Consider the following 25,508-nt stretch of genomic DNA (forward strand, 5'->3'; position numbering starts at 1 on the left):
ACAAAATAAAAACCTCACAACTAAAGGCAATGGTAAATAAGCATTAAATAACCATTAGCAGTTACAAATCAATCTAAAAAATTGCTAACATGGTAAATGGAATTAAATCAATTGCAATCGGAGTGCTTTTAGCAACCTTAGGATGCCAAGAAGAGCCTGAGCCACCTAAAGAACCTTGGATTGATAAGCCAATTGCACAATGGCCAAGCTTTTCCCTCACCAACCAGATTGAGTTTAAAGACAAAGTTTACAAAGATTTCGCCAACGCATTCCTCATTGATACCGGACAAGATACTTTAGGAGTGTCCTGCAAACATTTGTTCATGGTACTTAAAAACCAACTAGGATTAGAGACCATAGATTTGGGGCCAACATTTCAGGATTGGAAACTCTACCCCAAAAACAACAGTAACAATACTGTAGCCGTCAAACACTTGATCAACACCAACCCAAAAGAAAACATTGGAGAATTCAATACGCTTAAAGTAAGGGATTGGATTCTCCTTGAAATTGAAACCCCTCCTTCAAACCTTTACCCTCTAAAAATACGGTACACACCAATACAGATAAATGAAATTGTGTATGCAGTGGGATGGGGAGCGAAACAACAAGATAATAGTGCGCCTGCCTTGACAAAACTGCAATGTGTAGATAATCTAGGAGACCATTATTATATGAAATCCTTCGATACAAACCCACAGCCACAAGGAAGGAGCGGCTCACCTGTCATTGACAAAAACGGTTATTTAGTAGGTATTATTTCTGGCGCCGAAGGAAAGCTAGCCGTTATTGGCAGCGTGCATTATTTAAAGAAATTATTTGAGGATTATAATATAGATTACCGTAAAGCCAATTATAAATGAATAGACCTTGAAAAGAAACAGACAAACCCTACATTTGATACTTTAAACTTCCATAGTATGCTAAAAGTAGCTGCAGGCATTCTCATTGATCAACAAAACATCTTTATTGCAAGGCGTGCCTCACATAAAGATTTGGCTGGTTATTGGGAATTTCCAGGCGGAAAGATAGAACCCAACGAAACCGCAGAAACCGCCTTGATTCGTGAGTTTCGGGAGGAATTTCAAGTAGAGATTAAAGTCCTCAGGGCTTTTCACAAAAATGAACATATGTATAGTTCCAAGACAATATTTTTAGAATCTTACATGGCCCAACATGTCTCCGGGGAATTTCAACTGAGGGACCATGATCAATTGGCTTGGGTCTCCCTACCCGAATTAAGACACTACCAAATGGCTCCTGCGGATGTGCCAATTGTAGAAAAATTACAACGTACTTTTAGAGAAAATGGCACACCTAAATAAGAAAATCAACCACTTGAGTCTTTTAAAACAACAAGAAATATAGGAGTATTTAATGACTACACTCCTTATCTCACAAGAAAAGCGCCAAAGAAAGTCCTCAAAAGAAAAGATTTGAGGACCATTCAAGTCATTCTTATTAACGGCTCATTGTTTACTATTTTGATTGCCAAACAGGTTAGCAACACCAATCATCTCCCTTTGCAAACGAGACCGAATGGAAGAGCTCAATATTTACTTTAATATCATTTTTACCAACGTCCCTTTATTGGTAACTATTTTGGCCATATATAAACCATTGCTAAAAGCCGAAAAATCAATTTCGTTACTTGAGGCATGCAAAATTTCCTGTCCAGATACATTATAAATACTCACCTCATGAATTTCAATAGATTCCGGGTGCTGAATCACTAATACATCTTTAACAGGATTTACAATGCTTACAGCCTCAAAATCCACTTCAGAAACACTTAAGGCCGTACATTCAGGGCTTAGTTCTGTTTGTTCATCTATATGTAAAAAAATAGGATTTATAGTTTCACCTTCATCAATGAGCACACAATTAAGATCGGGATTATCGGTGAATTTTAAATTATAAAGTCCCCCTAAATCTACATTGGTTAAATTCACTTCATTTAAATTGTTATTGGCAGCGGAAATAAAGGATATTATATTTTCGCTATTACTAAAATCCAAGGAGCTAATGTTATTGTAATCACAAGTAAAGTGATTCATATGTTCTAGGTTATTGGAAACATCCAATGCCATTAAATTATTATAGGAACAATCCAATATCTCTAAATCGGTACAGGTTGAAATATCCAATAGATCAATTGAATTGTTACTGCAATACAATCGGCCCAAGTTGTTATTGGAAAGGTCCAATTCGGTTAGATTATTATTATTGCAATACAACCAATCTAAATTTGGGTTATTGCTAACATCTAAAGCCTGCAACCCATTGCCATTACAATACAACCTATATAGGTTGGTTGAATTTGACAGGTCTAAAGCAGTAATGCTATTACCATTGATATTTAGTTGTGATAAATTATTATTTGACACATCAAGAGAGGTAAGATTGTTCCCGTTGAGAAACAACGTCTCTAAAGCACTGTTATTGGAGACCTCCAAAGCAGTTAAACTGTTGTTTTCAGCCACTAGCCACACCAGATTTGCACAATTACTAATGTCTAAAGAGCTTAGATTATTGTCGGAACATGCCAAATACAATAAAGCGGTGTTATTGGAAATATCCAATGCACTTAAATCATTGCCATAGATGAACAACTTTTCGAGATTTGTGAGTGTGCTCAGGTCCACCGAGGTTAAATTATTCAAATTACAATAGAACTCGGTAAGTGATGTAAAATCTTCGATCCCCGACAAATCACTTATGCCAGCATTACCTAAAGTAAGAAATGTAATCCCATCGATACTACTGGTAAGCACCTCCCCATCCAATACATCATCATACCCTAGATCAATCAATCTTTGCTCAAAATTGCTATCGGGTATTAAAGTCACTGCAGTTTGCGCATTCAAACCCGCACAAAGACATATAAAAAGGGCACAAAAATAATAGTGTAGTTTTCTATTCATAATTTCATTTTTAAAATATTTAAAACAACAGGTAAAACCCCAATTAAACTATGATTTTAAGTTTAAGAAATTTCGAAAACTAACAGACCAAATAATTGAAAGCCATAGCTTCCATTATGAACCAGTCAAATACCTGCAAGAGACTTCAATAGTTACTTAAGTATCTTTTTCACCAAGGTCCCCTTATTGGTTACTATTTTGGCCATATACAAACCATTGCTAAAAGCTGACACATCAATGTCGCTACTTGAGGTATGCATAATTTCCTGTCCAGACAGATCATAAAGGCTCACCTCATGAATTTCAATAGATTCCGGGTGCTGAATCACTAATACATCTTTGACAGGATTTACAATGCTTACAGCCTCAAAATTCACTTCAGAAACACTAAGAGCAGTACATTCGGGGCTTAGCTCTGTCTGTTCATCTATATCCAAAAACAAAGGATCCACACTTACCCCTTCATCCACAAGGATACAGGTAAGATCTGGATTAGAAGTGAAGTCCAACTGAATGTATCCGGATAAATCCAAATTACTTAAGTTTACCTGTGAAAAATTATTATTGGAAGCCGATATTTTAAACACACTATCCGTTCCCAGTGCACTAAAATCCACCGAAGTCAGCTGGTTGTTATCGCACACAAACTGAAATAAACTATTTGAAGTAGCAGAAGACGCTCCTGACACATTTACAGTTGTTAAAATGTTATTTGAACAATCAATGGAATAAATACTTTCACATAACGATATATCCAGTTCAGCAAGTGCATTATCCATACATTTTAACTCACCCAAATCTGGGTTATTACTGAGATCCAATTCGGTTAAATCATTATTGTGACATTTTAATATGGATAAATTTGGATTGTTACTTACATCTAGAGACGTTAATCCAGAATTAGAACAGTCCAAAAAATTCAACGAAGGTAGATTAGAGAGGTCTAAAGAATTCAATGAATTCCCCTCTGTATTTAACCCTGTAAGAGCACTATTGGACAAGGCAAGTTCTGTAAAAGAGTTATTATTTAAAAATAAGCTTGTTAGTGAGGTATTATTACTTATATCTAAATAAGATAAATTGTTATTGTAAGCTTTCAAACTTATTAGTTGACTACAATTACTAATATCCAAACTAGACAAATTATTTCCTGTAATATCTAAATGTTTTAAAAGCGAATTATTGCTAAGATCTAACTCGCTAACATTGTTACCATTTAAGTATAACTGTTTTAATTGAGTTAAAGCACTAACATCTATTTCGTCAAGGTTATTATAATACAGATACAAAAATTTAATTGACGTAAAATCTTCGATTCCCGTAAGGTCGCTAATATTTGCACTTTGTAAATCAAGAGAACTAATAGTATCAATGCTATTAGTAAGCACTTCCCCATCCAAAACATCATCATATCCTAAATCAATCAATTTTTGTTCAAAATAGGTGTCTGGTATCAAAGTCACATCAGTTTGCGCATATACCCCTGCAAAAAAGCCTATAAAAAGGGCGCAAAAATAACAGTGTAGTTTTCTTTTCATAATTACATTTTTCAACCTATTTAACATCAATCATTTATAAATATATGTAAAAAATGTTAAAACAACACTTATTTCGTAGCCACCAAGTGATTTCAAAAAGCTTCAACACCAAAAATCTGTAAAGACAAAACCCCTTTTCACCCCCTAGTTGTTCACTCCTCGCACTTCTCTTCCCAACTCTAAACTTTCAGCGACCATGCTTCCAAAAATTTTATCTATTTTGGCTACCATCTAACTAACATTACACATTGCAATGCGAATCGTAAGAAACATTTTATCCCTTATTTTAGGATGGCTTGGCGGAAGCGCCGCTAACATGGGCCTGGTAGCCTTAGGACATTCCTTATTCCCTTTGGAAGGACTCGATCCCAATGACATGAATGCTCTAGCGGAAGCCATGTCTACTATGGAGCCCAAACATTTTCTGTTTCCATTTTTGGCCCATGCCATAGGAACTTTTGTAGGCGCCATTATAGCCGTTCGCGTAGCTGCGAGCCATAACATGATTTTTGCCATGGCCATAGGAGTGCTGTTTTTTATTGGCGGCATCATGATGGCCTATATGCTCCCCTCTCCTACTTGGTTTACAACTTTGGATCTGGTGGTTGCATACATTCCAATGGCTTGGCTTGGAGGTAAAGTCGCTTTAAAAAAAGCAAAGACATCCATTTAACATGAACAAAAAACACATCACCTTTCTGCTACTTACCATATGTGCAATAGCTATGCAAGCACAGGATGTCATTTTGCAGACTGGTGATGTATTATTTAGGGAATCTGCCGAAAGCAGCTTATCCAAAGCTATAGATGCGGTGACCCAAACCGATAAAGCCACCCATTTCTCCCATATGGGATTGGTTGAAAAAGTGGACGACAGCATTTTTGTATTGCATGCCGATACGGAAAGTGGTTCCAGCAAGATTAGTTTGCGAGAGTTTATCTACCCTCCATCAGACAGCTTACCACAAGAGAGAACGGTGATCGCTTATCGCTTGAAACCAGAGTATCAAAAAGCGATTCCTGACGCTATCAGCAAAGCCAAAACCATGTTAGGGAAGCCCTATAACTTTAGTTATGTCATGAATGACAGTAGCTATTATTGTTCTGGATTTGTGTACAGAGCTTTTGCAAAAGACAGCATTTTTAAATTGAACCCCATGACCTTTAAAGATCCAGACACCGACAAATTCAATCCCTCTTGGATTGCGTTTTACAAAGAACTGGGCATGGAAGTCCCCGAAGGCCAACTAGGCTGTAACCCTAACGGTATGGCCGCTTCTGAAAAGTTAATGCTGCTTGGAAGAGTTAGGTTATAAAAGATGATAGTAAAGACAGTTTTGCTATAATAGAATAATATTGCTATCCTAAATTTAAATATGAAAAGACCACTCATCCTAACAACTCTACTTATTACTCAGTTTATTTTTTCGCAAAATATAGTTATAGCTGACACCATAAATAAATCTCCAATTCCATTTGCAACCATAAAGTACAACAAAACAGATGGCAATTACAGCAACCCAAAAGGGATCATAGATTTAACCCAAGTATCATTTGATACTTTAGAAATTTCTCATTTGGGTTATAATACGGTCAAGATACCAAAACTTCAAGTTATAGACACTATTTACATGACTCCTCATGCAACACAATTGGAGAGTGTAACTGTAAAGGCTAAAACGGATGAACAAATTACATTTAAACCTTTAAAAAAGTCTTCGCTCTGGAAAAGCTGCATTTTAACACCTAAATTAGAGTTGTGCGCTTTGGTATACCCCAAGACAGAATATTGGGATTATTATTTAGATATGGTCTCCTTTTCCTTTTACAACGACATCGGTAAAAACGACATAAAAAAACTACATGACGAAATTGATGCCTTAATAAGAATAAATATTTATCACAACAACAAGGGTAAACTTGGCGAACAAATATACAGCGGTACACCTATAAAAATTAATAACATAGAAAAAGACGAAATTCAACATGACATTTCATCCTTAATGCTGAAAGCTACTCCTGACGGTTATTGGTTTACCCTAGAAATGCTTGGATACTACAGCAACAATAACGAAGTAACTATTGATGGAATTCCTTTTGTAAGACCCCGCCTAACACAAAAAGAGTCCAAATTTTGTCAGGTTGAAACATACCATAAATATGTATTCAATGAAAATGATAATTTTGTACACATAGATAAAGTATTGAAAATGGGAGGTTTTTATGGAGAGAATGAACACAGGTATTTATCTATTGGTTTTACAATATCCAAATAATCTACGTTTGCAACGGGGGCTTTTTTTTGCTCAACCATAAATCCACAAAACCTCTTTGCTTAAAGATTTAGGACAATTTTAGCTCTTGTCACAGACGAGTGCTAGCTCCGATTATCGGATGTTATCTTTTGAAAATAACAACCTGTAACTTTATTTTTTATCAGCAAATCTTTTACTTTTTCAGAAATACAAAATGACGAAGGGTCAAATTCCTCGTAACAAAATACATTGACATTTTTAGGCATTTTATTTCTATCAATAATTGGATTGATTAGATTATCTCTCATTTTATTTCTATCAAGCACATCTATTTTGATTTTGAAATGCATTATATAATATTCATGACTTTCGGAGCCCTTTAAAACACTAGTTTTCACAAACTGAATTTGACTTTCATCTACATAATCTTGGATTAATCTCTGCATTTTTGTCGAAATCAACCTTATAGGCTGATATGGCATTTGGTAATCTGCAAGTTGTTTTCCTACTCCTCCTTCAAAATTGAATTTAATTCCATCTAGCATACCTTTGTAAATTTCAACACCATCTTCAAGTGTCTCTAGTAGGTCTGACATTTCAATATTTTCTGTATCTACTATACCGTACTTTCCCTTTGTCTTGGCGTATTCTTCACCTAATAGGACTCTATAATATTTTTCCATTTCTTTATTTATACAATTCTAATTAATTATACAACATCCCCATATTTTCAAAAGAGTTACTCTCTTATTAGAAACCTACGAACAAAGATTATGGAAATGTTCATTTATAATAACATTCTTAAAGAAACAAAAAAGTCCTGTCGTAAAACAGGACTTTTATATATTATTGCTCTTCACAAGTTAGATTAACGGAAGAGAACAAGAAGAGATTCCTTCTTCGTTGGAATGACACAACTCATCTCTACTCCAATCCTTTAAACTCCAAGCTTCGTGCTTCAAACTACTAACGTCTCACTTAAAACAAATCTGTCAAGACATCTTCAGCCACCAAATGAGGCAAGGTCACTTTTAAGCTAGGTGTACGCTGCATCTCGCGTTCAATGGCAAATCTTGCTTCTTTGTTTCTAGCCCAACTACGTCGGGCAATACCGTTATTGACATCGTAAAACAACATGCTTTTGAGGCGTGCTTCGGCCTCCTTGGTACCGTCCAACAGCATTCCAAAACCTCCGTTGATCACTTCTCCCCAGCCAACACCACCACCATTGTGGATTGACACCCAGGTAGCGCCTCTAAAGCTGTCACCAATCACGTTTTGAATGGCCATATCAGCCGTAAACTTACTTCCGTCATAAATATTGGAAGTTTCACGGTATGGAGAATCGGTACCACTCACATCGTGGTGGTCGCGTCCCAATACCACAGGGCCAATTTTTCCTTCTGCAATAGCATTATTAAAAGCTTCGGCTATTTTGGCACGCCCTTCGGCATCGGCATATAGAATTCTGGCTTGTGAACCTACCACCATTTTGTTCTGCTTTGCATTTTTAATCCAAGTGATGTTGTCCTGCATTTGCAATTGGATTTCCTCTGGGGACACTTCCATAATTTGTTGCAATACTTCCATGGCAATTTGGTCCGTAGCATCCAAATCCTCCGGCTTTCCTGACGTACACACCCAACGGAACGGTCCAAAACCATAGTCGAAACACATTGGGCCCAAAATATCCTGAACATAGGAAGGATATCTGAAATCTATTTGATTTTCGGCCATCACATCAGCCCCTGCACGAGAAGCTTCCAATAGAAAGGCATTTCCATAATCGAAGAAATACGTGCCTTTGGCTGTATGTCTGTTAATAGCCGACGCATGTCGACGTAAACTTTCCTGAACCTTTTCCTTAAATACTTCGGGCTCCTCACGAATCAAGCGATTGGATTCCTCATAACTCACATCCACAGGATAGTAACCACCCGTCCACGGAATGTGTAAAGAGGTTTGATCTGACCCGACATGGATAAAGATGTTTTCTTCATCAAAACGCTCCCAGACCTCCACAATATTTCCAATGTAGGCAATGGAAACCACTTCATTGGCCTCTTGGGCTTTTTTCACACGAGTAATCAAAGCTTCCATAGAATCAATCAATTCATCTACCCAACCCTGTTGGTGACGTTTGGTGGCCGCTTTTGGATTCACTTCGGCACACACCGTGATACAACCCGCAATATTCCCTGCCTTAGGTTGCGCACCACTCATACCTCCCAAACCGGCAGTTAAAAATATTTTTCCAGCGGAAGACTCCTCTTTCTTCAATATTTTTCTAAAGGCGTTCATCACGGTAATCGTGGTTCCGTGTACAATTCCCTGTGGACCGATATACATAAAAGAGCCTGCAGTCATCTGACCATATTGGGTAACGCCCAAAGCGTTGAACTTTTCCCAATCGTCCGGTTGGGAATAGTTAGGAATCATCATCCCATTGGTTACCACCACTCTTGGCGCTGCTTTAGACGATGGGAACAATCCCATAGGATGGCCAGAATACATGTGCAAGGTCTGCTCCTCTGTCATCGTGGCCAAATATTTCATGGTCAACAAGTACTGGGCCCAGTTTTGGAACACGGCACCGTTTCCTCCATAGGTAATCAATTCCTCAGGGTGCTGAGCTACGGCAGGATCCAAATTATTTTGAATCATCAACTGGATAGCTGCCGCCTGTGAACATTGTGCCGGATACTCCGAAATAGGTCGTGCATACAAGTCGTAATCGGGTTTGAAGCGGTACATATAAATGCGTCCGTATTCTTTCAATTCCTCAGCAAATTCAGGCGCCAAAATCGCATGCCAAGCTTCTGGGAAATATCTTAAAGCATTTCTAACGGCTAATTGCTTGTCTTCCTTTGATAGGATATCCTTTCGTTTTGGAGCTCTATTAATACCTTCCGGATAGGCTTTTTTTGCCGGTAACTCTGTTGGGATTCCTTGTAATATTTGTTCTTGAAATGTCATATCGTTCTCTATTTTACTCGATAATCGAGATTTGAATACTCCGAGACCTGCCTCGAAATTAAAAAATTGTACCTTCTAATGCATTACGGGTTTGCCCCAAGGCAATTTACTGCACCCTAAAGGCTTGTTCTTTTACAAATTGAATGATGGCATAAATATCGTCCTTCAACACACGGTCATCTTCCAACTTGGCCACTTTACTTCTGATCAACTTAAAGTTTTCTTCCACAATATCGGAAAAGGTATTTGGACGTCTAAATTCCAAGGCTTGGGCTGCGTACATCAATTCGATGGCCAAAATCTTTTCAATATTCCCCAAAATTTGGTTGAATTTACGCCCAGAGATACTCCCCATAGACACGTGGTCTTCCTGTCCTAAAGAGGTTGGCACACTGTCTGCGGAAGGCGGGAAACACAAAGATTTGTTTTCGGTTACCAAAGCCGCGGTAGTGTATTGAGGAATCATAAATCCAGAATTCAAACCTCCAGATTCCGTCAACAAACGAGGTAATCCAAACTTCCCTTCCAACAACAAATAACATCTTCTATCGGCAATATTTCCTAATTCCGAAGCTGCTATCGAGGCATAATCCAAGGCCATTGCCAAGGGTTGCCCATGGAAATTTCCTCCTGAAATAGCTTCGGTTTCACTCAACACAATTGGGTTATCGGTTACGGAGTTCATCTCAATTTCTGCCAATTCATTTAAGTGATAGAAAGCATTTCTTGAAGCCCCGTGCACCTGCGGTATACAACGCATGGAATAAGGATCCTGCACGCGGGCACAATCCAAATGCGATTTGATATTTTGCGAATCCTTAAACAGTCGGCGCATGCGCTCGGCTACTTTTAGATTTCCTTGAAACGGTCTAATGGTATGTAATGCTTCCTTAAATGGCGAAGCACTTCCTTGGTAGCCCTCAATACTCATAGCACCAGACACATCGGCCAAGTCCAAAAGATATGCCATTTTTTTAAGCCCTTTGATGGCATGCGCCAAAATGAACTGAGTGCCGTTGATCAATCCCAAACCTTCTTTAGCCTGTAATTGGATAGGCTCCAAATTATGTGCTTTTAAGACCTCTGCGGCAGGTTTAATGACATCGCCTACCCAAAACTCACCTTCGCCCAACAACGGCAAAAATAAATGCGATAAAGGCGCCAAATCACCCGATGCTCCTACCGAACCTTGTTCAGGAACTACTGGCAACAAATTATTTTCAATACAGTACAACAATCGGTCGATCACTTCCATTCTCACACCCGAAAATCCTTGACATAAGGCCTGCACCTTACAGATCATCATGATTTTGGATAATTCCTTATCAATCGGGTTTCCCACACCAACGGCATGGGTAATTACCAAGTTCTCCTGTAATTTACTGGTTTCCTCTGGGGTAATCTGTACATCGCACAAGGGCCCAAATCCTGTATTGATTCCGTACACGGCCTTATCGGAATTGGCCATGATTTCCACTTTCTGTCTGCAAGCATCTACTTTAGCTTTGGCCTCTTCTGTTACAATCCCTTTCAAAGTTCCTTCTGCAAGAGCCATTACGGTATCAACCGTAAGCTTATCTATACCATATTTAAACATCATTCTCTCTCGTTTTCTATTAGTTTTTACAAAGTTATCGCTATTTTTGATAGCAAATAATATCATTTACATCACTCATTGATGCCTGTAAGTAATCAAATAGAATTGCGTCACCTGCACTATTTTTTGGCTGTCGCCGAAGAATTGCACTTTAGAAAAGCGGCCGATAAGCTGTTTATTTCCCAACCAGGCTTAAGTAGGCAAATCAAACAGTTGGAAGAATTGTTGGGCATCACGCTTTTTGAGCGTCATAACCGAGATGTAAAACTTACCAAGGCTGGGGCCTATCTTCATACTGAAATCAGCAGAAACTTATCCCGACTAGATGGCATTTTTGAACATGCCAAACTCTTGCAGGACGGCAAGCAAGGCCGCCTGAATTTTGGTTATGTAGGCTCGGCGATGCAGGAGCTTATTCCGAAATTGCTTTTGGCTTTTGAAGAAGAACACCCCAATGTGATATTTAGCCTTAAGGAAATGGACAACCAAAGTCAAATAGACAGTCTTATTACTCATGATATTGACATTGGCTTTGTGAGATTGGAACGTGTACCTAGAGGACTTTCGATCAAACAGATTTTAAAGGAACCCTTTTGTTTGGTACTTCCGAAGGATCACCCATTGGACAACAGCAATTTTAAAAGTTTGACCCAATTAAAGAACGAATCCTTTATTCTTTTCGATCCCAAGTACAGCACGTCTTATTACGAAAAAGTAATGCAAATTTTTGATGACAGTGGTTTTAGCCCCATCGTGTCCCATAATACCATCCACGCCGATTCCATTTATTCGCTTATCAAGAATCGATTTGGGGTTTCCATTGTTCCTAAATCCCTTCAAGTGGGCCATGACCCTGGGGTGAAATTTATCGAACTTTCAAAGATTCCACAACGCACGGTATTGTCTATGATTTGGGATCCAAGCAACATGAATCCTAGCTTGGAGCACTTTATCCAACTGATCAAATAAAAAAAGCACCTATACCGAGTATAAGTGCTTTTCTTATTATTCCCTTAATAAATAATAATTTATCTCTTGATTGAGAAGTGTGCTTGGAATTGTTTTTGCACTCCAAACTCCTCATAAGTCAACACAAACCAGTAGTCAGTTGACGGTAATGGTTTCCCGTTGAAACTTCCGTCCCAAGGCATTCCTGAAGGTTTGATTTTAGCCAGTATTTTTCCATACCTGTCATAAATCAATATTTCGGCCTCCCTATGATCTTCAAGCGCAAAGATGTTCCAAAAATCATTGAAAGTATCTCCATTAGGGGTAAACACTTTAGGATAATCGATAATTCTAATATTCTCAATTACCAATGGATCACAAGAAACCTCTCCTGTCATATCATACACATACACCGTATGCAAACCTCCGCTAACATTGGTAAACACACCTCCGTTATCAACAATAGGCCCGTCATCCAACTGATACCAATACTCTCCGTATCCTTCCACTTCAACAATAATGCTTGGATTTGGAGAAAAGGCTCCAGATTGGTTCACACTTACCAATACCGCTTGACTGGATTGGAACACTTCAAAAGCCTGGCTGATTTCAGAGGTACAATTGGTCTCCGATTGAATTTCTTCAATAGATACCGTATACAATCCTGGAGACGCTGTATTTACGGTATAGGTCCCTTGGGTAGCGCCAGCAATTTCGACACCATTCAAATACCAAGTATAGGCATAATTGGCATCCTGTAAATCACTTACCAAGGTCACAGAATTTAACACCTCTCCTGTTTCATAATCCACACAAATAGTATCGTTACCATCTTGCGAATAAATTTCAGGATTCAACAACGGCGCCACTGTATATTCAAAAGAAGTAGTATCAAAACACTCGTCAGGAATATTATTGTTGACCACTCTAATGTAGATTGTCTCGCCATAAGCCATTGAATTAACATAGCCAGCAGGATCTTCAATTGGATTACTACCATTAGCTGCATCGGTTTCCGAAAGGTAATAACTCACAGAAAAATCGGTTGGATTTTGCCCATTCAGTACTTCTCCATCCAGACTTGTTAAGTCCAAGGCGGCATAGCCGTCATTCTCACCATCATAATCACAAACCGTCATTGGCTCTGGCATGTTGGCAATGGCTGCCGCTTCCACATTCAATTCAAATGGGAACGTCTCGGCACAACCGGAAGCACTGCTAGCAATTACCACATAGATAGTTTGATCGAAAGCAGTTGTATTTGTATAAGGATTACTTGAAATTTCATTTGTCGCAGCAGCATCTTCAAAGAAAGATACTGTATAGTCTGCAGAACTTTGTCCAGCCCCTAAAATATTGTCCGTTTCAGCAATTAAATCAAAAGCATAAAAACCGCTTCCGTCTGTACTACAAACCGTCATACTGTTCTCTGCAATAATTGGTATTGGCTGAACTTCCAAATCGAAACTAAATACCGCATAACAACTCGTTGTTCCTGCATTGGCACTGGTGACATTTACATATACCGTGCTTGTTCCTGCAACATAATTGCCAGGATTTGGAATTGGATTAGCACCAGATTCCGCCTCTGCTTGAGTAGTGTGATAGGAGTAATTCAAGTTAGCAATCCCATTGGCAATGGTAGTTTCATATTGCGTTAAATCGAACGGCTCTTGACTGTCATTAGGAGTCTGCAAATCGCAAAGTACTATAGGATCCAACACTGTAGTACTTGGGTCTGGCAATACGGTTATTTCCAAGACCAATGCTGCTGTATTGGAACACGCCGAACCTTCCGTAGTTACTCTTATCCCCAATACCGTTTGAGGGTTTGGAGATGTAGTATAAGCACTAGCATTTGTTATTTCGTTGGTATCATCGATGGCATCCTGTTGCGTGGCATGGTAGCTCACCACATAATTGGAAGGATTGGTGGCATTGGCCAAGATATCGGCTTCATAATCCAACAAGTTGAAAGTATATTGTCCATCTCCATCCGTATCACATTCAGACACGATATATTCTTCTTCCAAAGCCACTATGGTTTCCACCACAATAGTTTCTACTTCATTGAGGTCTAGCGAACAAAATGGTGCAGTATTACTAGTTACCGATTCGATGGTCACATCTGTAGTGCTCATTAAATCGGGAAATTGCAAACTAAAGTTCCCTGAAGCATCCAAATTTATTGTGGTAGAACTGCCACTTCCTATATGGTATACAACAGTAGCATTAGGGTCTCCTGAAAAGGTAATTTCTCCAATTTCTCCTTCGCAAATTGGAGAGTTGTTGGTTACCGTTAATTCAGAACCCGTATACACCGTAATACCCAAAACTTCACTCAGGGTTTGTGAGCAAACCACATCGCCATTACTATCAAGGATTCTGGCATACTTTAATTCGAAAATCGTATCCTCTGTATAGGTTTGGGTTAAAGTAGCTTCTCCTGAATCGTCTAATACTAATTGTTGGGTAGTACCGGCATCAATGCTATAACCTACCGTAGCACCAGGTGTTCCTGTGAATGTGAAAGTTACTTCTTCACCAAAACAGACAGCAGTATTATCTACAGTAACCGTGGCATCAGGAATTTCCGTAACAATTAAATTGAATTCCACCAAATCATAGCAACCGGACACATTTTCAACCTTAGCATAAATTTGCTGTGGATTTGAGGTATTGGTATAAATACCCGGCAGAGGATTATTATCATCTGTGGCATCCGCCAAACTAGCATAAAACTGGATGGTATTGTTTGCCAGATCTGAGTTGATATCCGATTTGACAGCATTTAAGTTGAAGATTCCCGTAGCCCCATTAGTGCTACAGGTCATCAAATCATCTATTTCGTTTGCCACTGGGGATTCTGGAAAGGCCCCATTTCCATCCATGGCTGATCCTGTCCATTGAATTTCAAAACCACCGCCATCATATGGTCTATCAATAACAATATAATAGCTATCCCCAACACTCACATTCAACCAATACACATATCCTGAATCTCCATTAGCACCAGGTCCCTGAGTGGTACCTAAAGTACCATCAATTCCAGTATTATTATAGGTTAAACCAGCTTCTAATGGATTGATAGTATTACAACGAATAGGATTACTCCAAAATTCCCCACAATTTCCATCATTGGCATCATATACCCAAAAGTCATAATCTACAGCCAAATCAGCATCGTCCGGGATTAAATCAAACCCTAGATTACCAGCCTGTACAATATCTACTTTTAACCAAATGGTATTGTGTTCAATACTTCCACAAGCAGCAACTTCATCAATATCTCCAGCCCCCTCTGCATTACTACTAAAGCTTCCATTTCCACATACAATAACAGCATCGGCACAATCATTTGGGGTTAGCTGTGCATTAGCTTTTAGTAAGCACATTGCAAAAAAACCAAACATTAAAAATTTCTTCATTCTAACTTTCTTCATTTCATAATTTAAAACTCCAATAGTCAACCTGCAATCTCAAAATTTGCAAATTGACTATCAGAAGCTTATAGATATTTTTAGTTTTTTTGGCTGGTCGGCAAATTTATACTAAAAAATGGAATTACTTTTTAACGATCAGGAATTCTGAGCGTCTATTTTGTGCATCCTCTTCTTTAGTACACTTAGACTTACAGTCTATTTTTGGTTCTGAACTTCCCATTCCCTTAGCTGAAAGTCGTTCCTTGGCAATCCCTTTAGAAATTAAGTATTGTACCGTGGCTTGCGCACGTCTTTCAGAAAGTTTTTGGTTATAATCGTGATTTCCTTTGGTATCGGTATGTGAACGCACCAAGATTTCCATTTCTGGGTATTCTTTCATGACAGCCACTAATCGATCCAACTCAAAGGCTCCTTGTTGGGTGATGTTACTCTTATCAAATTCAAAATAAATATTGTTCAACTTCACCTCTGTTTCTGTAATCAATTCATGCTCTGGCTCCAAAACCACAGTTACATTGGTAGTCCCCCCTTTGCTTGGAGCTACTTCAACCATTGCCGTTTTGTATCCCTGTCTTGACACATTAAAATAGTATGCCGTTTCGCATTCTATTTTGAAAGTAGCCGTACCGTTTGCGGCATTAACTTCAGTAGCAATAACATTGTTTTGGCTGTCCAAAATTGATACTGAAGCGTTTGCAAGTACAGAGCCTGACATGGCGTCCTTAACCAAGGCCACAGCCTCGGCAATACAAACAGGAATTGCTGTATAAATATTGTCTACTCCTGTTCTATTTGAAGAAAAATAGCCAACATTGTATTTGGTATTTACACTAAAAGAGAAGTCGTCACTTTTAGTATTTACAGGCTTTCCCAAGTTAATGGCATCTTCATTTTTGCTCAAGTCTACCTTAAAAATGTCGAAACCTCCCAACCCTTGCTTTCCTGTAGACGCAAAGTATAAAATGTGCTCTTCACTGATAAATGGGAATCCTTCTTTCCCGGCGGTGTTAACATTAGCACCTAAGTTTTCAGGAGTGCCATAAGCACCACCATTAACACTAACTTTCCAAATATCGGTATCCCCAAAACCACCAGGCATGTTAGAAGCAAAATATAAAGTTTTACCATCGGCGCTTAAGCTTGGGTGACTTACTGAATATTCTGTACTGTTGAATGGTAAGGCTTGGATGTTACCCCACTTACCATCTTGTTTGGTAGCACTGTACAATCCTTGTTGCCCAACTTTCACCTTGTTCTTCTTTACTTTCTTATAGTTTCCAGTACTCAAGCCATCACGAGCAAAAATCATGGTGTTACCATCGGCACTCAAAGTAATAGGCCCATCGTGGAACGGCGTATTCAAGCTTTTTAATTCTTCTGGCTCAGACAAAGTACCGTCGTCATTTCTAACAGATTGGTAAATATCTAAATATGGGCTATTGGTCCAAGTGTCCTTTTTGTTACCTCCTCTTGAACTCACAAAATACAATGTATTATCGTTGGAAAGCACACTACCAAAATCACTTTGTTCCTGGTTGTTGATGCTCACATTATCCACATCAAACAATTTTGATTGATCAGCCAAACGTGGTACATAGTTTGGATTTTTCAAGTGGTTAATGGCACGTTGATCTTCTGGCATCAGTTTCGCAAATACATCCATTTGCTTGTTGGCCTCTTCGTATTTTCCTTGCGACTTTAAAGTTTGTGCATAGCGGTAATAGGTTTCCGCATCTTGAGTAGATTGGGTTGCCATAGCATACCATTTGGCAGCCTCTTCGGTATTGAATACATTGTAGTAACAATCCCCCAACTGCTTATACACATAGGTATCGGCTTTTTTATTGTCTACCAACTTCAAATAGGCATCGATAGCATCCATATACTGGTAGCTTTCAAACAATTGGTCTGCCTTCTCTGTTTGAGCGTTTTGTCCGTAGCTAGCTGCAACACACATCAGCAAGCATAAAAGACTGTATATTTTTTTCATTTTTTATAGGCTTTTTTGGTTAGAAAAATCTTGGTGAAACAGACACCTTCTTAGCAAAGTTCAGGTCGAATAACACCATAATTTCGTGCGACCCCGAAGTACCTCCACTTAAGTCAGACGTAATTGCATCGTAGGCATACCCTACTCTTAAATTTGGTGTAATGGCAAAGTTTGCCAATCCTGATACTGAATCATCCAAACGGTAAGACGCTCCCAATTCGAAACGCTCAAAGAACAAAACATTGGCTGATACATCTAGAGAGGTTGGCGCATTGAAGGCCGATTTCAACATAAAGGAAGGCTTGAACTTAGTATTTTCTGAAAGGTCAAATACATATCCCCCTGTTAAGAAATAGTGTAATTCTTCCGAACCGAATGTGTATTCCTGACCATTGTTGGTCACATCCAAGTGGGTGCTCTTCAACATGTTTGGCACAGAAAACGCCACATAATATTTATCGGTATAATAGAAAAATCCTGAACCAATATTTAAATAGGTATTGCTGGTGTTTTGGCTAAAGGCTTCATCATCACTCACAAGTAATGATGAGTTGATATCACTGAACAAGCCAATGTTTTGAAAGGTTGCGCCAGCTTTCATACCAAATGCCAAACGGTGCTCACCACCTAAATTCAAAGTATAGGAGAAATCGGCGTATACATTGTTTTCTTCAACTGGCCCGATGTTATCAGAGATGACAGACAATCCCATCCCTACTTTTTCCCCTACCGGACTATGGATAGAGAAGGTAGCCGTTTTTGGCGCTCCTTCTATATCTACCCACTGTGATCTGTACAAAACTCCAATAGATAAATTGTCTTTAGAACCCGCATAGGCAGGGTTGATCACGTTCATATTGTACATGTACTGCGTGTACTGTGGATCTTGTTGGGCCTTACCACTTACCATAAAAAGCAGTGCAAAGACCAAGGTCACATATAGTTTTTTCATCTGTATAGTTTATGCTATAATTGGAAGCTATCTGCCGTATGATAGGCAGATAGCTTATATTAATTTAGGGTTACTTTGCTCTGTTTATATAAACCCATCCGGTCTCATTGGTACCATTTTGGGTTTCGATACTGTAGAAATACGTACCTGTTGGCAACTCATCTCCATCATTGGTCTGACCTCCCCATTGGTTGGTATAACTTCCACTGAAGTTATACACCTCTGTACCGTAACGGTTAAAGATGCTCAATTTCACCACTTGGAAACCTGTTAAGTCAAACGTATCGTTTTTACCATTGCCATCAGGTGAAATTCCTTTAGGAATCTCTCCACAAGAGAATTTTTCAACAGTATAACTAGCCGATGTACTACATCCTCCCAACGTTACGGTTACCGTAAATTGTGTTGGTACCGTAGCATCTGGATTATCAAAAGTTACATAATCGGTTACATTGAATGTATTAGAGTTTTCCCCTACTACCGTTCCATTGGCATCCGTCCAAACGTACTCTACATCATCTGGGTTATAAGCCTCACCTACTGGTGCAGCGGTCAATACAATTTCAGCATTGTCACAGTCTTCCGTGATTTCAGAAGTTAAGTTAGCCAAGATTGTAACTGTGTATGAACTCATACCACCCAACAAACAGATATCCGCATCTTCAACAATTTCATAAGTAACGGTATACTCACCAGGTGTACTAGCTGCTACATTGATTTCACCCGTATCAGGATTGATGTCCAATCCAGCTTGAGAACTAAAGCTTCCACCTAAGGTGAATTCTTCAGATAATACCGGCATTGCAGATCCACTATCTGGACAGTACACATCCTCATAAGTAAAGTCTGTAGTTGGTGTTGTAATATCATTTACTTCCACCACAATTTCAGAACGAGGTCCTTCACATCCACTAGCATCAACATAACCTACATAGTAAGATGTTGTGCCTGCTACCGACGTATCAGGTGTTGGTGCCTCAGTAGAACCAGTACCTCCCACAGCTTCGGTGTACCATAACAAGGTATAGTCACCTTCAACAGTCGCCGTTAATTGCTCAGCAACAGCTCCTACACAGTACATGATTGGCGACTCCACTACTGGACTCTCTTCAATACCGTCATACTCAACCGTTACCATATCGTCACAGTAACGCGTTTGCCAAATAAAGGTATACGTTCCAGGCACAGCAAATCCGCTTACGGTTACCTCTCTTGATGACGCATCAGAAAACAATACCGGCCCTGGGTTATCTTCAGCAGAAATCCAAGTTCCTGTACCCTCTGCACTCATTTCGATACTGTTGTTCGCACAATCCAACTGATCATTTGTGAAGGTATTGATGCTATTGTTGGCCATAAAATTAGTACCATCCAAAATTACACCGTACCCTGAGTATTTATTTCTGAAAATAAATCGTGTGGTCGTTTGTCCTTCCGGAACATTATAGGTTCCTGAATAATTACCCCAAGATCCAACCACTCCGGCTTCTTCACGAATATTCACATACGGTCCTTCTGGTGGTCCTGCAAATAACTGGATAGTATTTCCAGCTGCACGTGGTAAATGTGCAAACGTATAGAACATCTGAGTAATTTCTGAGGTATCAAAATCTCTATAAATTCCTTTGATAGGATCATTTTCTTGAGAGATATCTGCAGCAGGTCCTAACAAGGTTATAGCTTGTCCTCCTTCGTATATTGTAAAGAATGAGTTATTAACCGCTTCCCAGAAGAACAAGTAAGAAGCACCTTCTTCTGTTATTTGCACAGATGATGTCCATCCTGGAATCACAGCTTGATCCACTCCATTCAAATAAGAACCTGAATACGAAGGGATAGATGGATGCTCAAATCCGCCGTTAGGTGCACTCATAGCACACAAATCTTCCGGCGTAGTGGTACATAATGTAAACGTTCTAGTACTTACCTCCGGAGTTGTTAAACTCAAACGTAATTTATAGTTATCACCCACTACCAATTCTGTTGAATAGCTGGCCACAAACAAATTATCAAAGGTACAGCCCATTTCTTCCAAAGAGCCATCAGTCAATTCCTTGTACAAAGTCATGGTGATGTGAGGGAATGGCTCTACAACCATAGCCGTTCCAGCGTGTAATGGCGTTTCAAATCCATCAATCATAAATATCTGTACTCTAGAAGTCGCTGTAAACTCAAACCAGATATCAGATTCCACTTCATCCCCACAAGACAGAGCTTCTGGTGATAAGCTGGCATTTCTAAAGCTAATATCTACAATAGCTTCCTCACAATCCTCACCCTCATTAATAGGGATATTCAAGGCAGTAGAGATATCATCACCAACAGCAAACGCATAAGGTCCAGACCAGTAACTAGTCTCTCCATCGCCACAAATAGCTCTTACAAAATATTCGTAAGTACCCACATTGTCAAACACAAAGTCTGATGCCGTTGGCACGTAAGAAGGCGTATTCACCACAGTTCCAGATTGTGGAAGTGTTCCATTGTCTACAGGCTGCACCGCCACTTCCCATTGGGTTTCGTCACCACCTGGAGTCCATGAGAACTGAGCAGCACCATTAGCTGTAAGATCTGTAGGCTGAGGACAAGCTACCTCACCACATTGGGCTATTCCAGTATAGAAGGTTTGTTGCGGTGGAAGACCTGTGATTGTAGCCACTTCTTCCCCTTGATAATCTTCTAAAATAACTTGCCAATCTGAGAATTGATCAGGGTTGTAACCAACAGTATTGAAATACAATTCAAATTCTACACCTGTACACAAGAACAATGTAAACTCTGGGAACGTGTCATCACCATTATAGAAATATAAGGTTTGCACCAATTGTCCATTTTGATATACATCTACAGAAGGGAACTGAGGAAAGTTTTCATCAATCAAGGTAATCGTGTATTCACACAAGTTATCCAAATCACATCTGGTAGTTACCTCCATTGGCCCTACCCATTCACTCTTATCTGTATCACTACAAATGGCGCGAACGTACACATTATATTTGCTAGCTTCTGTTAAACCTGTCACCGCATATGGATTGGCATCTGCAATATAGGAATAGGCTGGGTCTACATCACCTACAGGCGCATCCTCTTCAAAAGGAATTACAGCAATTTCCCATGAATCCTCGCTTCCGTTGCTATCCCAAGAGGCCGTAAAGCCTTCATCTGTAACAGAACTAATAGCCAAGTTAGAAGGTTGAGGACAACTAGGAATATCCTCAACAATTACATTATCGATAATCAAGATCTGTCCTGAACTTGCTATTTGGAACCCAAAATTAAGGGCTCCAGATAAAGGAATATTGATAATCTTTTCAATATAGGTCGTATTATCAACAGGACCATCTGCTGCAGAATCATACAGCTCAATGTTCATTGATGCCGGATCATTTCCTGAAGTGGACATGAACACTTTAAAGTGATCAGGGTACCCTGCATTGTACGCTGCTCTGTAGAAGAAACGCAATCTTTGGTTGGCCTGAACATTAATAGTGGGCGTAATCAACCAGTCGTTAATGCTTTGTGGGGTAAAAACAGCTGCCGATTGATCACCTTCGTAAGAATACATCACGTTATTTGTCTCCCATCCGCCTGTTGGAATGCTCCAACACGCCTCTGTTTCAGAATCGGAATTAAAGGTTTCAATAAATGGTGTATCAAATGCATTACATGCAGTGATAAAAGTTACTGGTCCAACCCATCCACTACTTGAGTCTCCACAAGAAGACTGAACATACACCTCATATTCTGTTCCTGCTTCCAAACCAGTTGCAGTAAACGTTGTTTCGTCAACCGTTGCCGTTGTATTACTTGGCAAACCAACACCTGCAGGTTGTACTGCAACATTCCAAGCCGTTTCATCATATCCTGCACTCCAGTTGATATTGGCTGAACTTCCCGTAACTCCAGATACAACAATATCTGTAGGTGTTTGACAGTCATCCGCCGCTTCAATGCTTACGTTATCCAAATGCAAATGTGAAAAGCCATTTTCTGCATCAAAGGCTGGTGGTACTCTAAAGGCAACATATATTGTTCCTGCTTCTGCTTCAAAATACAATGTTTTGGTTTCAAAAGCAGCATTGGTAATTTCGAACAACGGATCCAATACGGTAAAACTTGAAGGATCCGTATCTGTAGTAGAAATTAATACTTCCATTCCAAATCTACTGGCAGGGAACAAAGCACTAAACAATACTTTATAATCAAACTCCAATTTGTTCAAACCACCATTCACATTAATGGCAGGAGAAATAAACCAATCGTCAAAACCAGTTGGTGGCGCAAATATGGATGTTTGCACAGCCGCCATATCTGGCAAAGTAGTCCATTGTACGTTATCTCCATTGGCATTGTTTACAGACCAACAGAATTTATAAGAATCTTCATCCTCGTCATTGAAAGACTCGAAATAAGGCACATCAAAACTATCACATAAAGTGGTAAACTCAAATGGCCCAACCCACTCACTGTAATCATCTTCCCCACAAATGGCTCTAACATAATATTCGTAATGCGTAGCCGAATCCAAATCATTAGCTGTATAAGGATTTTGATCTGTAATTACTCCAGGCTGCGTAAAATCTCCCGGCTCTGTAGGCACACCTGCACCTGGCGCCTGCACCATAACTTCCCACTGAGACTCATCAGAACCTAAAGTCCAGCTCAATTGAGCCGATGTAGTTTGAATGTTCGCTACAGTCAAATCTGAAGGCTGCGGACAGGTAGGAATATTTTCAATTAAAATATCATCAATAGACAAACGTGTTGCCTGTTCCAAAGGATTAGGAGTCACCACCCAAGCAATGTTTACTTCACCAGTTACAATTGGAAGTTCTACTGTAATTTCCTCCCATGCACCGTTAGTAATCACGGTTTCCGGCAATACTTCAGTTGTAAAATTCTCTGCTCCAATACCTGTAGTCGACAATTTAACAGAATAGGTAGAGGTTCCGTTGGTTGCTCTATGCTTATAGATCAAACGTTTTGGCTGCGCCGTAAAGTTCAATCTTGGAGATGAAAAGATATCATTGTTATTCCCCGGATTGTCCAAGGTTGCAATGGTAGGATATCCTGTAAGGTAGCCCCATTGAAATTGATCTTCATTTACGTTGATACCGTACCAACATGGTTCAGGAGTACTTGAGTTTGCTCCTGTAAAGTCTTCAAAAAATGGTATTGTAAAGGTCTCACATTGCGTGGTAAAGGTATAAGGGTTAGCCCAGGCACCTGTAGCACCCCCACAAATGGATCTTACATAAAAATCATAAGTTGTTCCAGCTACAAGTCCAGTATCAATAACATTACCTGTTAAAGAAGAGGTCGCTACAATACCTGTAGTAGGCGCTGGATCTCCAGTTGGTACCACTGCATACTCCCAAGAATCTGCAAATCCACCAACATTTTCCCAAGACATAGACACGCTAGTGGCCGTTAAATCGCTATAGTCAATTCCGGTTGGAGCCGCACAAGAGGACCCTTGCATTTCAAAAGTGAAACAGATTCCTGCATTCATAGTAAGGTTGGAAGAGATCACAATAATATAGGTATTGCCAGCTTCTACCAAAAAGCCTTCCAAAGAAGCGTTCATATTACTTGTTGTAGTATTGATTCCATCCAAGCAAGTCACTCCAACATCCTCACAACTCTCATATATTAATACTGTTGAATACGCATTCCAGCAGTTTTCACCGGCACCGGCGCCCGTTGCTGTACTTTGATAAAAGTTTACCAAGCCATCTTCTTCTGGCGTATAGGATAAAAATATTTTATCTCCATTCAACATATTCCAAGTAGCTGGTACACCAGAAATACAGTTTGACCCCGCGGTATCGTAAACAATATCAGGATTACTGTAGTTACTTAAATTATCTTGAAGAATAAAAGGTTCGGTTAAATCTGAAATTACAATCGCCTCGTCACAAGACAGTCCCAGCTCATTGGTTGTAAAGTTTACAGGTCCAACCCATGCACTTACGGTGCCGTTATCACAAACTGCTTGCAGATATACATCGTACGATGTACCACCTTCTAAGCCTGTAATAGTATACGAGGTTCCGTCTACAGGCGTAGTATCTTCATCAGGCAAAGCTCCTGCTGGCGCTACATCTAAATTGAAATTGGTAGCAGATGGGTGTGTCCAAGTTACCAAACCACCTTCGGTAGTTAAATTTGAAATGTCAATATCGGCTAATGCTACATCAGCACAACCTTCCAACACTTCTACATTATCTACAAACCACTCATCGCCAGTTGGTGCAGCACCGTTTTGTGTATTAATAGCCACAAACGCTACATACACGTCTACACCAGCAATACTTGACATGTCTACAATCTGCTGCTCGTATTCTGTACCTAAATCGTCCTCAGTAAACGTGGCCAAAGTCACATTAAAACCAAACACATCTGGCTGAGCGGCCGTAGACACTCTAATTTCATAGGTGGCTCCATTATCTACAGCATTTGCTTGCTTGGTGTAGAAATGAAGTTCTCCATTGGCTGGAATGGTAAATTGTGGTGTTACCAAGAAATATTCGGCAGTATTGGTATCTCCAATATTATCTGCACTAGGATTTACAGATACGGCATTAGTACCTAAATATCCGTCTGAGGTCATCCCCCATTCGGTAGCACCTACTCCATTATCTAGAAGTGTCCATGTTGCAGGCACACCACTTTCAAATGATTCGTTAGCCAATTGTGAAAATCCTTTGGTCGATAAAAGGAAAAACATCCCTATCGTAAATAGGAGTTTTAGTTTCCCTTTAAAGAGGTCCATTCCAGTAGACGTGTCAACATCCACATGAAAATCTCTTCGCAAAAAGAGGGCGGTTTTTGCTACACTTGATTGTAACTTGTTTTTCATCGTTTGCAATTTCAATTAGTATT

15 protein-coding genes are annotated in these 25,508 nt (G+C 39.5%); 6 read left to right on the forward strand and 9 right to left on the reverse strand.

All coding sequences use genetic code 11. The features are described 5' to 3' along the window. Positions 1 to 89: 89 nt before the first annotated feature. Both AC6I5C_RS01940 and mutT read left to right on the forward strand, forming a co-directional pair. Positions 90 to 863 carry a S1 family peptidase gene (locus AC6I5C_RS01940; RefSeq protein ID WP_497903687.1) on the forward strand — a complete coding sequence of 258 codons (774 nt, stop codon included), beginning with the start codon at positions 90 to 92 and terminating at the stop codon, positions 861 to 863. Positions 864 to 920: 57 nt separating this feature from the next. Then, complete coding sequence (gene mutT / locus AC6I5C_RS01945) at positions 921 to 1,325, forward strand: 8-oxo-dGTP diphosphatase MutT (RefSeq protein WP_497903688.1); 405 nt, start codon at positions 921 to 923, stop codon at positions 1,323 to 1,325. A gap of 231 nt (positions 1,326 to 1,556) precedes the next feature. Here mutT and AC6I5C_RS01950 read toward each other — a convergent pair whose 3' ends face one another. Beyond that, complete coding sequence (locus tag AC6I5C_RS01950) at positions 1,557 to 2,924, reverse strand: T9SS type A sorting domain-containing protein (protein ID WP_497903689.1); 1,368 nt, start codon at positions 2,922 to 2,924, stop codon at positions 1,557 to 1,559. Between the two features lie 152 nt (positions 2,925 to 3,076). Next, positions 3,077 to 4,462: a T9SS type A sorting domain-containing protein gene (locus AC6I5C_RS01955; protein WP_497903690.1), complete on the reverse strand. Its 1,386-nt coding sequence runs from the start codon at positions 4,460 to 4,462 to the stop codon at positions 3,077 to 3,079. Between the two features lie 253 nt (positions 4,463 to 4,715). Between AC6I5C_RS01955 and AC6I5C_RS01960 the strand changes: the two genes are divergently transcribed. The 3 genes from AC6I5C_RS01960 to AC6I5C_RS01970 are packed head-to-tail and all read left to right on the forward strand — an operon-like array spanning position 4,716 to position 6,738. After that, on the forward strand, positions 4,716 to 5,135 hold the full coding sequence (locus AC6I5C_RS01960; RefSeq protein WP_497903691.1) for a hypothetical protein: 420 nt from the start codon (positions 4,716 to 4,718) through the stop codon (positions 5,133 to 5,135). A gap of 1 nt (position 5,136) precedes the next feature. Then, complete coding sequence (locus tag AC6I5C_RS01965; RefSeq protein ID WP_497903692.1) at positions 5,137 to 5,778, forward strand: YiiX/YebB-like N1pC/P60 family cysteine hydrolase; 642 nt, start codon at positions 5,137 to 5,139, stop codon at positions 5,776 to 5,778. A 60-nt stretch (positions 5,779 to 5,838) separates the two neighbouring features. After that, the gene (locus tag AC6I5C_RS01970) at positions 5,839 to 6,738 is read left to right on the forward strand and encodes a peptidase associated/transthyretin-like domain-containing protein (protein ID WP_497903693.1); all 900 of its coding nucleotides are present in this window, start codon (positions 5,839 to 5,841) and stop codon (positions 6,736 to 6,738) included. A gap of 101 nt (positions 6,739 to 6,839) precedes the next feature. On the opposite strand, the gene AC6I5C_RS01975 is transcribed toward AC6I5C_RS01970, so the two are convergent. From AC6I5C_RS01975 to hutH, 3 genes are all read right to left on the reverse strand, one after another. Next, positions 6,840 to 7,400: an imm11 family protein gene (locus AC6I5C_RS01975; RefSeq protein ID WP_497903694.1), complete on the reverse strand. Its 561-nt coding sequence runs from the start codon at positions 7,398 to 7,400 to the stop codon at positions 6,840 to 6,842. 295 nt (positions 7,401 to 7,695) lie between these two features. Next, complete coding sequence (hutU, locus tag AC6I5C_RS01980) at positions 7,696 to 9,693, reverse strand: urocanate hydratase (RefSeq protein WP_497903695.1); 1,998 nt, start codon at positions 9,691 to 9,693, stop codon at positions 7,696 to 7,698. A 106-nt stretch (positions 9,694 to 9,799) separates the two neighbouring features. After that, complete coding sequence (gene hutH / locus AC6I5C_RS01985) at positions 9,800 to 11,290, reverse strand: histidine ammonia-lyase (RefSeq protein WP_497903958.1); 1,491 nt, start codon at positions 11,288 to 11,290, stop codon at positions 9,800 to 9,802. Between the two features lie 81 nt (positions 11,291 to 11,371). Here hutH and AC6I5C_RS01990 point away from each other — a divergent pair, with 81 nt between their 5' ends. Beyond that, positions 11,372 to 12,259, forward strand: a complete 888-nt coding sequence (locus AC6I5C_RS01990) for a LysR substrate-binding domain-containing protein (protein WP_497903696.1) — start codon at positions 11,372 to 11,374, stop codon at positions 12,257 to 12,259. A gap of 59 nt (positions 12,260 to 12,318) precedes the next feature. On the opposite strand, the gene AC6I5C_RS01995 is transcribed toward AC6I5C_RS01990, so the two are convergent. The 4 genes from AC6I5C_RS01995 to AC6I5C_RS02010 form a co-directional block, all read right to left on the reverse strand. Then, positions 12,319 to 15,681, reverse strand: a complete 3,363-nt coding sequence (locus AC6I5C_RS01995) for a T9SS type B sorting domain-containing protein (protein WP_497903697.1) — start codon at positions 15,679 to 15,681, stop codon at positions 12,319 to 12,321. Between the two features lie 121 nt (positions 15,682 to 15,802). Beyond that, positions 15,803 to 17,671, reverse strand: a complete 1,869-nt coding sequence (locus AC6I5C_RS02000; protein WP_497903698.1) for an OmpA family protein — start codon at positions 17,669 to 17,671, stop codon at positions 15,803 to 15,805. Between the two features lie 19 nt (positions 17,672 to 17,690). Further along, positions 17,691 to 18,623: a PorP/SprF family type IX secretion system membrane protein gene (locus AC6I5C_RS02005; RefSeq protein ID WP_497903699.1), complete on the reverse strand. Its 933-nt coding sequence runs from the start codon at positions 18,621 to 18,623 to the stop codon at positions 17,691 to 17,693. 70 nt (positions 18,624 to 18,693) lie between these two features. After that, on the reverse strand, positions 18,694 to 25,485 hold the full coding sequence (locus AC6I5C_RS02010) for a choice-of-anchor J domain-containing protein (protein WP_497903700.1): 6,792 nt from the start codon (positions 25,483 to 25,485) through the stop codon (positions 18,694 to 18,696). Between the last annotated feature and the right edge of the window lie 23 nt (positions 25,486 to 25,508).

The organism is Mangrovimonas sp. sgz306409, assembly GCF_059735265.1.